The sequence below is a fragment of the Streptomyces sp. Inha503 genome, assembly GCF_047215865.1.
Lineage (GTDB): Bacteria > Actinomycetota > Actinomycetes > Streptomycetales > Streptomycetaceae > Streptomyces > Streptomyces lycopersici.
Map to the genome: position 1 here is coordinate 7,048,359 of NZ_CP178360.1, position 12,247 is coordinate 7,060,605.

A 12,247-nucleotide genomic window follows, 5' to 3' on the forward strand; every position below is an offset into this window, starting at 1 on the left:
ACACGTCAAGGCTCATGGGCGGGAAGGGGCCGTGTCGGCGAGTCAGGCCCCGCTCTTGGCGTCCTTACCGATGGCGCCGACGGCCTCCTTGGCCGCGGACTTGGCGTCCTTGAGCAGGTCGGCCGCGTCCGGGGCCTTGGCGGTCTCATAGCCCGCGCCGTCGTACTGGAGGGTGATGACGACATTGGCGGTGCGGACCACGACCGTCTGGTCGCGGAAGTCGTCGCCGTCCTTCTTCTCCTTGGTGCTGACCGTGGTCGCCTCGTCGCCGATGCCCGCGACCTTCTCGGTCTTGGGATCGGTCACCTTGCCGGCGGTGGCGGCCCTGCTCGCCTGCTGGGTGGCGTACTCCCCGGCGCGCTTGTCGCCGGAGCCGAGCCCCGGGTCGGAGCGGAACAGCTTGAGGGAGACGGTCAGCGAGCGGTAGTCGAACTTGTCGAGGCCGCTCCACAGGCAGCTGGCCGACGTATTGGTGTCGGCCGAGGGAAGGGCCTTGCCCTTCTTGTTCTGCGCCTTGGGGACGAGATCGTCGATCGTCTTCCCGGAAAGCGTGGAGCACACATCGGGCAGCTTGCTGAACTTCGCTGCCGCGACGGTGGGTGAAGCGCTGGGCGAGCTGGGTCTCGCTGAGCCACCGGCGTTCTTGTCGTCCTTCTTGTCCGAGCCGGAGGAGCAGCCGGCGACGAGCACCACCGGTACGGTCGCGCAGGCGAGTATTCGGGCGAGTCGCGGGGCTGAACGGTGCATGGGTCCTTCGCTCATTCTCTGTCGATGGGCGGACGTGCCGCCCGCGTCATTAGTCGGCACGGTACGCGGCCGACGCGCGGGCGTCCCAATTTCCGAGGTCTCCGCGGGGAGGGGCCGGGGTGCTCGCGGGGGTGCGGCGAGGACCGGTTATTCGTTGAGGCGACCGGTCAGTTCATCGGCCAAGTCCTGGGCGCTTTCCTGTAGTTCCTGGCTGCTGGGAATGTGCTTCTTGTCGGTCGTCCACTGGTCGTACTCAATGGTGGCAATCACATTCGAGGACCGGAACACGACGGTGATGTCGCGGTGGATACCCGAGTCCTTGGTGATCAGTTGGTCGTTGAGAAAGGCGTCGTCACCGAGGTCGTCCAGCCGGCGCGGGGCGGTGTCCTCGGAGGCGGTGTCACTTTCGTCACTTCCGCCGCTCGCGTCGGCGCCCGCGGAGGGGCTATCGGAGCTTTTGCCCCCGTCGTCGGCCTTGTCGTCCTTACCGGCTTCGTTGCCCTTGTCGCCCTTGCCGCTCTGGCCGGACTCATCGGCGCTCGAACTGGCGGAGGCGGAGGAGTCACCCTCGTCGCCCGAGCCGCCCTCGTCGCCGCCCGCGCCGCTCTCCGAGCCGGAGGGGCTCGAGGGAGGGCTCGTGGCGTCCGGGATGTCGGCGGCGGCGGCCTTCTTCTCGTACGTCTCCTGAGCCCGGTCGTCATCGCTGACCGAGGGGTCGTACGAGACCACCCGCTGGAAGTCGATCGTGAGATAGCGCGTGCCGCTCGTGGTCTCCACCTTCCAGCGGCAGCCGTCCCGGCGGTCTATGTCATACGTCACGGCCGCTTGGCCGTCGTACACCTTGTCGTCCTGCTCGGCGCCGGGCAGCAGGGCCTGGAGGGTCTTACGGCTCACCGCGCCGCATGCCTCGGGCAGCGTGCGATAGCGGCCGGGCTCGGCCGAGACCGCCGTCCCGGAGTCGCCGGAGGCGCCGTCGTCCGGGTCGCTCGTCGAATCGGAGCCGGTGCATCCGCCGAGGCCCGCGACGGCGAGCACGGTGATGAGCGCGGCTACGGCCGGGGTGGCCCGCCGTCCGTACACCCTTCGCTGTGCTGGCTGCACTGTCCGTGTCCCTTCGAGCGACGGAAAACTCCTTGCCGCCCGCGGGCGGTGGCTGGACACAATGTCTATCGCACGCACTGCCGTGCCTGCCGGTCGCCCGCCACCTATGAGGCATTGGCCCGGCTTTTGCGTTTTCAGTCTTTTACGGGGGAATGAGTACATCATGTCGTATGTCGAGGTACCCGGCGCGCAGGTGCCGATCCGGATGTGGACCGACCCCTCGACGGTCGAGGGCGTGGCCATGCAGCAGCTGCGCAATGTGGCCACCCTGCCCTGGATCAAGGGCCTCGCCGTGATGCCGGATGTGCATTACGGGAAGGGTGCCACGGTCGGCTCGGTGATCGCGATGCGGGGCGCGGTATGCCCGGCGGCGGTCGGGGTGGACATCGGCTGCGGGATGTCGGCCGTCAAGACGTCGCTGACCGCCAACGACCTTCCGGGGGATCTCTCGCGGCTGCGGTCCCGGATCGAGCAGGCGATCCCGGTGGGGCGCGGTATGCACGACGACCCGGTGGACCCGGGGCGGCTGCACGCGTTTCCGACGACGGGGTGGGACGACTTCTGGAGCCGGTTCGGGGGAGTGGCCCAGGCGGTCAGGTTCCGCCAGGAGCGGGCCGTCAAGCAGATGGGTTCGCTCGGATCCGGTAACCACTTCATCGAGTTCTGTCTCGATGACGAGGGTTCGGTCTGGCTGATGCTGCACTCCGGCTCTCGCAACATCGGCAAGGAGCTTGCCGAGCACCACATCGGCGAGGCCCGGAAGCTGCCCCACAACCAGAATCTGGTCGACCGCGACCTGGCCGTCTTCATCGCGGACACCCCGCAGATGGCCGCGTACCGGCACGATCTCTTCTGGGCGCAGGAGTACGCGAAGTACAACCGCGCGATCATGATGGCGCTCTTCCAGGACGTGGTGCGCAAGGAGTTCAAGAAGGCCCGCCCGGTCTTCGAGCCGGTGATCAGCTGCCACCACAACTACGTGGCCGAGGAGCGCTACGGGGGCATGGACCTTCTTGTGACCCGTAAGGGCGCCATCCGCGCCGGGAGCGGGGACTACGGGATCATCCCGGGCTCGATGGGCACCGGTTCGTACATCGTGCGCGGTCTGGGGAACGAGGCGTCGTTCAACTCGGCCTCGCACGGAGCGGGCCGGAAGATGAGCCGTAACGCGGCGAAGAAGCGCTTCTCGACCCAGGATCTGGCGGAGCAGACGCGGGGTGTGGAGTGCCGTAAGGACTCCGGCGTCGTGGACGAGATCCCGGGGGCGTACAAGCCGATCGAGAAGGTCATCGACCAGCAGCGGGACCTCGTCGAGGTGGTGGCGAGACTCAAGCAGGTGGTGTGCGTCAAGGGCTGAGCTCAGGACCGTACGTGATCGACAGGCCCCGGACCGGCGACGGTCCGGGGCTTCTGCCTGCTCGGGCCGAGTGCCCTAGGACGTGGTGCGCGTTGTGGTGGTGCCACGTTCCCGCCGGCGGCGGCTGGGGTATGTCCGAGTCTGACGGCGATGACACGTCGTCGAGTGAGCAGGAGGCCGGTAGCACTGGGCCAGGGAGGTGCTCATTGGGAGGAATGAAACGCTTCGAGCAGCGTCTCGAAGGTCTGATGAGCGGCAGCTTCGCCAAGGCTTTCAACTCCGAGCTCCAGCCCGTCGAGATCGCGGGAGAGCTCCTGCGTGAGTGTGACGACAACGCCACGGTCTGGAACCGCGGCCGGACCGTCGTACCCAACGACTTCGTCACCGTCGTACCCAACGACTTCGTCGTGGAGCTGAGCACGCCGGATCACGAGCGCCTCAGACCCCACCTCGACCAACTCGGCGACGAGCTCGCCAATATGGTGCGCGCCTACGCCAATCAGCAGCGGTACACCTTCGTGGGCTCCGTCACGGTCCACCTGGCGAAGGCGGACGACCTCGCCACCGGCCGGTTCCGGGTGCGCAGCCGTACGCTCGTCGGCTCCATCGGGCGTACTGCCGGCCCTGCCCCGGCCTCCCACGCCCAGGTGCGCCACTGGATCGAGATCAACGGCACCCGCCACCCGATCTCCCGCCCGACGGTGATGCTGGGCCGCGGCATCGAAGCCGATGTGCGGATCGACGACTTCGGCGTCTCCCGTCGGCACTGCGAGATCCGGATCGGAACGCCCTCGACGATCCAGGATCTCGGGTCCGCCAACGGCATCGTGGTGGACGGGCGGCACACCACTCGCGCTACGCTCCGCGACGGTTCGCGAATCGTCATGGGCACCACCACCGTCATTTACCGGCAAACCGAGGAGCCAACGCTCACCCCCGGCATGGCTGAGCAGGACGCGCGAGGCCAGCAGCAGGACGCGCGAGGCCCCGAGCGCCCCGCTCCGGCTACCGGCCAAGGCACCAGCGGCGGCTATGAAGTCGAAGACCTCATCCCGGCCGCTGATTCCCTGGACAGTGCGCTCGCGCGACTCTTCCTTCGGCTGGGTCCCCCGCCCGAGCCGACGGGTCGTCAATTCACCCCTGTGGGGTCTGATGATGGAGGGGCACAGGAGTGACAGACCCGGCTGAAAACCATCCAGATCCGAGCATCAACGTGGGGCTGTCCATCGCCGCGCAATGGGGCGAGGCCCTTGGGGCGGAAAAACTCGAAATCGCTTTGAAGGCGCTTGAACCCCAGCTCAAGCGTGAGCATCAGGCGCGCATGAAGCAGCTCGACAATGAGCGTGCCCTGGCAGCGCAGCAGCACGCCGCGGCCGAAGCCGCCGCGAGTCGGGCGGCCGCGGTGGAGAAGGCCGCGGGGGAACGAGCCGCTCGTGACGCTGAGCGGCGACGTAATCATGTGTACCGGATGAGCGGGCTGATATCCGGAGTCGTGCTGTCGCTGGCGCTGCTCAGCGCCGGTGTCGTGGTCGCGCCCACTCAACCGTGGCTGTCGGCGTGTCTGTGTGGGCCGAGTCTCCTCGCCCTCGCGAAGATCTTTGTCCTGCGGCGCAGTGATGCGGGTGACATCAGGGCATCGGAGAGGGCGGCCCGGGAGGCCGCCGCCGCGGTTGCTCCTCCACAGCCCCCGCAAGGCGCCGTGTGAGCTGCGCGCCCTCCCGTGCCGCGAGCGTGTTGTGGCAGGGCTGTGGAGGATAGGGCTGGGGCTAGGGTGGACGAGCGCGGACGGGCTCAGCGCTCGCGGTGGACCTTGTGCTGGGCGGCCTGGGCGCGGGGGCGGATGACCATCATGTCGATGTTCACATGCGAGGGGCGGGTGACCGCCCACTCGACCGTGTCGGCCACGTCGTCGGCGGTCAGCGGCTCGGCCACGCCCTCGTAGACGGCCGCGGCCTGGCTCTCGTCCCCGCGGTAGCGGTTCACCGCGAACTCGTCGGTCCTGACCATGCCCGGGGCGATCTCGATCACCCGCACCGGCTCACCGCACAGCTCCAGGCGCAGGGTGGCCGCGATGGCGTGAGAGCCGTGCTTGGCCGCCACGTACCCGCCGCCGCCCTCGTACGCCACATGGCCCGCCGTGGAGGACAGCACGACGATCGTGCCGTCGCCGGAGGCGGTGAGGGCGGGCAGCAGCGCCTGGGTCACCTGGAGCACGCCCACCACATTGACCTCGTACATCGCCCGCCAGTCGGCCGGGTCGGCGGTGGCCACGGTCTCGGCGCCGACCGCGCCGCCCGCGTTGTTCACCAGGACGTCGCAGCGGTCCAGGCCGGCGGCGAAGGACTCCACGGCGGCGCGGTCGGTGACGTCCAGGACGTACGCCTCCGCCTCGTGCCCCGCCTCGGTCAGCTCGGCGGCGAGCGCCTCGATGCGCTCCTTACGGCGGGCGGCGAGGACGACGCGGAATCCGGCGGCCGCCAGGCGGCGCGCCGTCGCGGCTCCGATCCCGCTGCTCGCGCCGGTGATGACTGCGGTACGGGTGGTCATCGGCCCTCCAGTGGCGACGTGGCGCAAACGGTGACGTGTGCGCATGATCCATATGCAGGATATGACGCCCCGATTTACCTCCAACCGGGGGACTGAAGATAGGAATCCGCTAGGGGCTCTCGGGCTCGGGGAAGGGTGCACTGCGTCCGGCGCGGCGCCGGTAGTTGGAGCACCCATGCCCAAGGAGTGAATTCAGGTAATGACCCAGCAGAGCAGATTCCTTCAGCGGTCCCGTCGTTCTTTCCGGCGTTGGGGCGTGGCCTCAGCGGGCGCCATCGCGGCGGCGGCTCTGGTCGCCGGTGCTCCGGGAACCGCATGGGCCTCGGGCAGCACCCCCGACCCGCACTCGTCGCAGGGCAACCACTGTCTCCAGGACCGGGCGCACGGGGACAACAAGGAGAACCACGACAAGGGCAACCACGAGAACGGCCGTCACGAGGACGAGAAGGGCCAGCACGAGCAAGGCCGCTACGAGGTGAAGGACCCGAACGGCCGTCACGAGGACAACGCCCGGGACGACGAGGGCAGCCGTCACGACGAGGGCGGGCGGTACGAGAAGAAGGAGAGCGACCCGCGCGAGGAGAGCGACCAGCGCGAGGACCACGGCCAGCGCGAGGACCACGGCCGGTACGACGAGAAGATGGACAGCGGCCGTGAGGACAGCGGCGGCAAGGAAGACAGCCGTAAGGAAGACAGCGGCAAGGAAGACAGCGGCAAGGAAGACAGCCGCAAGGAGGACAGCCGCAAGGAGGACAGCGGTCAGGAGGAGAGCGGCAAGGAGGACAGCCGCAAGGAGGAGAGCGGCCAGCGCGAGGACCAGGGCCGTCAGGACCCGACCCGCTACTTCCCCACCGGGAAGTACTGGCACGGCATCCAGGGCCGCAGCGCGGCGCGCCCCGAGCAGGTAGCGCAGCCGGAGCAGGTAGCGCAGCCGGAGCAGGCCGCGCAGCCCGAGCAGGTGGCTCAGCCCGAGCAGGCCGCGCAGCCGTACGAGGCCGCCCAGTCCGGTGCGGAGGCCCAGTCCGGTGAGGAGGCCCAGGACCGCGGCGCCATCCGTCCCGTCGCCGTCCCCGTCCACGAGGACGACCAGGCGCGCCACGGCCAGGAGCACAAGCAGCAGCAGGAGCACAAGCAGCAGGAGCAGAAGAAGAACGACCCGGTGACGCTCGCCGAGGCGGTCGAGATCGCCGAGTGCGAGGTCGGCGGCCAGGCGGTCAGCGCCGAGCTGGTGGACTGCCCCGAGGACGACCCGCACCACAACGGCAAGCACGAGGACGGCCGTAAGGACGACCGCAAGGACCCGCGCCACCACGACGAGCAGCGCAAGGACGAGCAGCGCAAGGACGACCAGCGCAAGGACGAGCACAAGGACCCGCACAAGAAGGAGGTCAAGCAGGTGTGGGTCGTGGAGGTCGAGTGCGACCACACCATCACGACCGTCTTCATCGACCCGGACACCGGCTGCGTCCTCGGCACGGAGCAGGAGCAGGACGACCACCACGGTGACCACGGCAAGCGGGGCAAGGACAACCACGGCGACCATGAGGGCAAGGGCGGCCACGGCCGGCCGATGGTTACCTCCTAGGCACGTACATGATCACAGCGACTCCGGCCAGACAGATCAGCGCTCCGAGCACATCGAAGCGGTCGGGCCGGTAGCCGTCGGCGACCATGCCCCAGGCGAGCGATCCGGCGACGAACACGCCGCCGTACGCCGCGAGGATGCGGCCGAACTCCGCGTCCGGCTGGAGCGTGGCCACGAACCCGTAGGCACCGAGGGCGATGACCCCGGCGCCGATCCACGCCCACCCCCTGTGCTCACGCACGCCCTGCCAGACGAGCCATGCGCCGCCGATCTCCAGGAGCGCGGCCACGGCGAACAGAGCGATGGAACGTGCGATGAGCATGGGGGAAGGGTACGGCCCGCCCATGCGAGGCCCCGTAGCGGAGCGGAACGCTACGATCGGCGCCCACCACAGGATCACACCGGGGGATGGGTGCCGTGCAGTTCCGCCTTCGAGTCGACGCTGCCGAGGGGTCTCCGGGCGTCCTCGACCTCTATCGCTGGCTGACCGAGGACCCCGACGTCGCGGGCGCCGCGGAGGTGGCGCTGGTGGACGAGGAGGACCGCGGCGACACCCTGGGCGGCCTCGAGGCCATCTCCACCGTCGTCTCGAACCTCACGTCCCTCGGCAGTCTGCTGCTCGCCGTGGCCACCTGGCGCGACGCACGGGGCTGCGGCGCGGACACCCGGGTGGAACGCGATGGCGTCTCCCTGCGCGTCGAGAGCACCGACCCGGAGACGATCCGCCGCCTCCTCCGGCAACTGGAGTCCCCGGTGGGATCCCAGCCCCCGGAGGAGTCCCCGGACAACTCCGGCCGCCCGGACGACTCCGACCATCCGGGGAATTCCGACCACCCAGAGAACCCGGCATGACCTGGCGCTCCGGCACCTCCCGCACCTCCCGTACCTCCCGTACGACGAGAGACACCACGGCACCGGCGGCACGCCTCTCCGACCCCTCCGCGTCCCGGGCCGTCCTCATCGAGGCCCATGCCTTCACCCGGGGCGGGGCCGCCTCCCGGGACCGGCAGCGGCATCTGGACGACCGGCCGTCCGTGGCGGCGGGCTGCCGACGGCTGGCCGAGCTGTTCCGGGACCCCGAGGTGTGGGGCCTCCCCGAGGAGCACTGCGCGGTCGTCTCGCAGCCGACGCGCGACAGCATGCTGGAGGCCGTCCACCGCGCGGCCGCCGAGGCCACGGACACGCTCGTCGTCTACTACGCGGGCCACGGCCTGCTCTATCCCCTCAGCGGCGGCTTACACCTGGCGGTACCGGAGACGACGAAGGACAAGTCGTTCACCGCGGTGAAGTACGACGACCTGCGCGAGATCCTGCTGAGCGCCACCCGTGTCCGCCGTAAGGTCGTCATCCTCGACTGCTGCTTCAGCGGCACCGCCCTGCGCGGCCATCTGTCCGCCGGGGGTGACACGATCCGGCTGGCCGATGTCGAGGGCACCTCGGTCCTCGCCGCCTCCCACGCCACCAAGCAGGCGCTGGCGCCCCCGGGGGAGCGGTACCCGGCCTTCACCGGCGAGTTGATCGCCCTCCTCGAAGAGGGCGACCCGGACGCGCCGGAGTTGCTCACCATGGCGGATCTCTACGACCGCGTGGACCGCGCCCTGATGCGCAAGAACCGCCCACGCCCCCAACAGCTGAACCGCGACCGCGGCGCCCATATCTCCATCGCCCGCAACCGCGCTCCCCGCCAGGAACCCCCGGAACCGGACGACGAGACCACCGCCGCGCCCGAATCCCACGGCCTGAGCACACGCCAACGCGCCCTCGCCGCAGCCACCCTGGCCCTCGCCGCCATCGCCGGCCTGACCTTCTGGCTCCTGCCGAACGGCGACGGCGGGCGCGGGGCCGACGGCAAGGGCCCGAGCTGCGGCAAGGCCCACTCGACCTTCGACTCCGGGGACGGCACCCAACGCCGTGAGCCATCCGTCGACTCCGTGCACAACGCGGCGTGCCGGGGCGACTTCGACACCATGGAAGTGGCCATGGACCGCGGGGGCTTCGACGGTACGGGCTTCTCGGCCGCCGCCCCGGACGAGGTCATCGCGTCCTGGAAGAAGCGCCCGGACCGAGCGTCGTTCCTCCACGACCTGGCCACCCTGCTGGAGAGCGAACCGACGGTCGACCAGGGCGGCTTGACCTTCTCCCACGGCGACCAGGTGGCCACCTGGCAACGGGGCCCGGGCACCGTGCCCGACAGCCACTACCGCTGGACGGGCTACTTCCGCTGCGACGGCCCGGACTCCGACCACCCGGTCTGCAAGCCCCCTGAGTGAAATTCCCTTTGCCGGCGTCCACCGGTGTGCCAGGGTCGGCCGATGACGACTCCGACCACCTCCCGCCGCGCCTTACTCCGCTGGCAGTTCGACCTGACCTGGTCGCTCTTCGAGTACCACCTGGAGCGGTTGGAGCCCGAGGACTTCCTGTGGGAGCCCACGGCCCACTGCTGGACGGTGCGGCAGGGCGCCGACGGGTCGTGGCTGCCGGACTGGGCGGAGACCGAGCCCGACCCCGTGCCCGTTCCCACCATTGGCTGGCTGAGCTGGCACATCGGCTGGTGGTGGAGCGTGACCATCGACCATGCGGAGGGACGCGAGCCGCGGGAGCGGACCGAGGTCGGCTGGCCCGGCGACGGTAAGGCGGCCATCGAGTGGCTGCGCGGTCTGCGGGCGGAGTGGACGGCCGTACTGGACCGGCTCACCGAGGAGGACCTGGACGCCATCGCGCCGTTCCCCTGGGACCGGGACCCGGAGCACACCGTCGCGCACATGGCCGCCTGGGTGAACGCCGAGCTGATGAAGAACGCCACCGAGATCGGCCAACTTCGGCTGCTGCGCGCCGCCTCCGCTTCGTAGCCGTAGGGCCAGGCTTCAGGGCCACGGCCCCGCGCCCGGAGCCACCGCCCCGGCTCAGGGCCACAGCCCTCGGCTCAGGGCCAGACCAGGCAGTACGGCTGGTGCCCCGCCTCGTGCAGCCGGTGGCTGAAGTCCTGCCACTCGTGGAGCAGTTGATAGACCGTGAAGGCGTCCCGGGGGCCGCCGCGGTCGGGGACCGTGGACCAGATGAAGGCCGCGGCGCCCACGGCCTCCTCGCCCACGCCGCGCAGCGGATCGACGGCGGTCATCGGGAGTTTGACGACCGCGTAGTCCGGGTGGAGGACGACCAGTTCGAGCGGGGGGACCTTGTGCAGCGGGACGCCCTCGATACCGGTGAGGACCATCGCCGCCACCGTCTCCGGCTTGATCTTCGTGAACATGCCGTGGCCGAGCTCGTCGCCGCCGAGCTCCTCGGGGCGCATGGAGATGGGGACCCTGGCCGCGGTGGCGCCGTCCGGCGCACCGAAGTACTTGTAGGTCACCCCCATGCGGCCCCCGCTTCTGCCTGCCCTGCCCGCCTCGTCCCGCCGATGGCGTCCGGGCCGGGCACGCTCGGGGCCTCGGTCGTCAGTCCCTTCACCCAGTTCGCCACCGCGATGCATATCTCCACCCGACCACTCGCGGCCACTACCGCGCAACCCGATCTCTGTTCACAGAGACCTCCCCCACCATAGAGCTGTGAAACGCCGGGCCGCGGGGATACGTCCGCCTCTGACAACATGGCATGCGTGAGCTATCCGTACGCAGCCCCAGTTTCGCAGACGCTTTTCGATCGCGCGGCCGCCGTGACGCCCGGCGGCGTGAACTCTCCGGTGCGGGCGTTCCGCGCCGTGGGAGGTACGCCCCGGTTCATGGTGTCCGGGGACGGTCCGTACCTCACCGACGCCGATGGACGCGAGTACGTGGACCTCGTGTGCTCGTGGGGACCGATGATCCTCGGCCATTCCCACCCCGAGGTCACCGCGGCCGTGCAGGCCGCCGTCGCCCGCGGTACGTCGTTCGGCACGCCGGGCGAGGGCGAGGTCGAACTCGCCGAGGAGATCGTGGCGCGGGTCGCCCCGGTCGAGCAGGTGCGCCTGGTGTCCTCCGGCACCGAGGCGACGATGTCGGCGATCCGGCTGGCCCGTGGGTTCACCGGGCGGTCGAAGGTGATCAAGTTCGCCGGTTGCTACCACGGGCATGTGGACGCCCTGCTGGCCGCGGCCGGGTCCGGGGTGGCGACCTTCGGGCTGCCGGACACTCCGGGGGTGACGGGAGCGCAGGCGGGGGAGACCGTGGTGCTGCCGTACAACGACCTGGAGGCGGTCCGGGCGGCCTTCGCCGCGCACCCCGGGGAGATCGCCTGTGTGATCACCGAGGCGTCGGCGGGCAACATGGGCGTGGTGCCGCCGCTGCCCGGGTTCAACGCGGGCCTCAAGCAGCTCTGTGCCGACCATGGCGCGCTCTACATCTCCGACGAGGTCATGACCGGCTTCCGGGTATCCAGGGCCGGGTGGTTCGGGCTGGACGGTGTGGAGCCGGACCTGATGACCTTCGGCAAGGTCATGGGCGGCGGCTTCCCGGCCGCGGCCTTCGGCGGGCGCGCCGACGTCATGGAGCGTCTGGCCCCGACCGGTCCGGTCTACCAGGCGGGCACCCTGTCCGGGAACCCGGTCGCCACGGCCGCGGGCGTCGCCCAGCTGCGGCTGCTGGACGACGCGGCGTACGGACTGGTCGACGCGGCCTCCGAGCGGCTGCGGGCGATGGTGTCCGAGGCGCTCTCCAAGGAGGGCGTGGCGCACCGGGTCCAGGTCGCGGGCAACATGTTCTCGGTCTTCTTCACCGCCGACGCGGTCACCGACTACGAGAAGGCCAAGGCGCAGGAGGCGTTCCGCTTCACCGCCTTCTTCCATTCGATGCTGTCCCAGGGCGTCTACCTCCCGCCGTCCGCGTTCGAGTCGTGGTTCGTCTCCACGACGCACGACGAGAAGGCGCTTGAGCGGGTGGCGGCGGCTCTGCCGGGGGCGGCGCGGGCCGCCGCCGAGGCCACTGAATGATGGA

General features: G+C 70.0%; 12 protein-coding genes and 1 pseudogene. 8 read left to right on the forward strand and 5 right to left on the reverse strand.

The features are described 5' to 3' along the window. Positions 1–42: 42 nt before the first annotated feature. Together ACJX2R_RS29590 and ACJX2R_RS29595 are read right to left on the reverse strand one after the other, a co-directional pair. A complete protein-coding gene (locus tag ACJX2R_RS29590) occupies positions 43–747 on the reverse strand; it encodes a hypothetical protein (protein WP_262701538.1) in 705 nt (234 codons plus the stop codon). A 147-nt stretch (positions 748–894) separates the two neighbouring features. After that, complete coding sequence (locus ACJX2R_RS29595; RefSeq protein ID WP_413102637.1) at positions 895–1,848, reverse strand: DUF3558 domain-containing protein; 954 nt, start codon at positions 1,846–1,848, stop codon at positions 895–897. 163 nt (positions 1,849–2,011) lie between these two features. Between ACJX2R_RS29595 and ACJX2R_RS29600 the strand changes: the two genes are divergently transcribed. From ACJX2R_RS29600 to ACJX2R_RS29610, 3 genes and pseudogenes are all read left to right on the forward strand, one after another. Continuing rightward, the gene (locus ACJX2R_RS29600; RefSeq protein WP_413102638.1) at positions 2,012–3,205 is read left to right on the forward strand and encodes an RtcB family protein; all 1,194 of its coding nucleotides are present in this window, start codon (positions 2,012–2,014) and stop codon (positions 3,203–3,205) included. A 206-nt stretch (positions 3,206–3,411) separates the two neighbouring features. After that, positions 3,412–4,125: pseudogene (locus tag ACJX2R_RS29605) on the forward strand (FhaA domain-containing protein); the annotation flags it as partial. A 251-nt stretch (positions 4,126–4,376) separates the two neighbouring features. Next, complete coding sequence (locus ACJX2R_RS29610; RefSeq protein WP_413102639.1) at positions 4,377–4,910, forward strand: hypothetical protein; 534 nt, start codon at positions 4,377–4,379, stop codon at positions 4,908–4,910. A gap of 86 nt (positions 4,911–4,996) precedes the next feature. Here ACJX2R_RS29610 and ACJX2R_RS29615 read toward each other — a convergent pair whose 3' ends face one another. After that, a complete protein-coding gene (locus ACJX2R_RS29615; protein WP_413102640.1) occupies positions 4,997–5,752 on the reverse strand; it encodes an SDR family NAD(P)-dependent oxidoreductase in 756 nt (251 codons plus the stop codon). A gap of 256 nt (positions 5,753–6,008) precedes the next feature. Here ACJX2R_RS29615 and ACJX2R_RS29620 point away from each other — a divergent pair, with 256 nt between their 5' ends. Beyond that, positions 6,009–7,337: a hypothetical protein gene (locus ACJX2R_RS29620; RefSeq protein ID WP_413102641.1), complete on the forward strand. Its 1,329-nt coding sequence runs from the start codon at positions 6,009–6,011 to the stop codon at positions 7,335–7,337. Here the strand turns inward: ACJX2R_RS29620 and ACJX2R_RS29625 are convergent. Continuing rightward, positions 7,327–7,659, reverse strand: a complete 333-nt coding sequence (locus tag ACJX2R_RS29625) for a YnfA family protein (RefSeq protein ID WP_020869425.1) — start codon at positions 7,657–7,659, stop codon at positions 7,327–7,329. The two genes, ACJX2R_RS29620 and ACJX2R_RS29625, sit on opposite strands and share 11 nt — an antisense overlap. 95 nt (positions 7,660–7,754) lie before the next feature. Here ACJX2R_RS29625 and ACJX2R_RS29630 point away from each other — a divergent pair, with 95 nt between their 5' ends. The 3 genes from ACJX2R_RS29630 to ACJX2R_RS29640 are packed head-to-tail and all read left to right on the forward strand — an operon-like array spanning position 7,755 to position 10,186. Beyond that, positions 7,755–8,189, forward strand: a complete 435-nt coding sequence (locus tag ACJX2R_RS29630; RefSeq protein WP_413102642.1) for an effector-associated constant component EACC1 — start codon at positions 7,755–7,757, stop codon at positions 8,187–8,189. Then, positions 8,186–9,607: a caspase family protein gene (locus ACJX2R_RS29635; RefSeq protein WP_413102643.1), complete on the forward strand. Its 1,422-nt coding sequence runs from the start codon at positions 8,186–8,188 to the stop codon at positions 9,605–9,607. The genes ACJX2R_RS29630 and ACJX2R_RS29635 overlap by 4 nt, the downstream gene beginning before the upstream one ends. Positions 9,608–9,649: 42 nt before the next feature. Beyond that, entirely contained in the window at positions 9,650–10,186 is a 537-nt protein-coding gene (locus tag ACJX2R_RS29640) for a DinB family protein (protein WP_413102644.1), read from the forward strand. 74 nt (positions 10,187–10,260) lie between these two features. On the opposite strand, the gene ACJX2R_RS29645 is transcribed toward ACJX2R_RS29640, so the two are convergent. After that, positions 10,261–10,809: a hypothetical protein gene (locus tag ACJX2R_RS29645; protein ID WP_223864596.1), complete on the reverse strand. Its 549-nt coding sequence runs from the start codon at positions 10,807–10,809 to the stop codon at positions 10,261–10,263. A gap of 117 nt (positions 10,810–10,926) precedes the next feature. Between ACJX2R_RS29645 and hemL the strand changes: the two genes are divergently transcribed. Then, positions 10,927–12,243, forward strand: coding sequence for a glutamate-1-semialdehyde 2,1-aminomutase (gene hemL / locus ACJX2R_RS29650; protein ID WP_413102645.1), 1,317 nt, complete (start codon positions 10,927–10,929; stop codon positions 12,241–12,243). Positions 12,244–12,247: the final 4 nt, after the last annotated feature.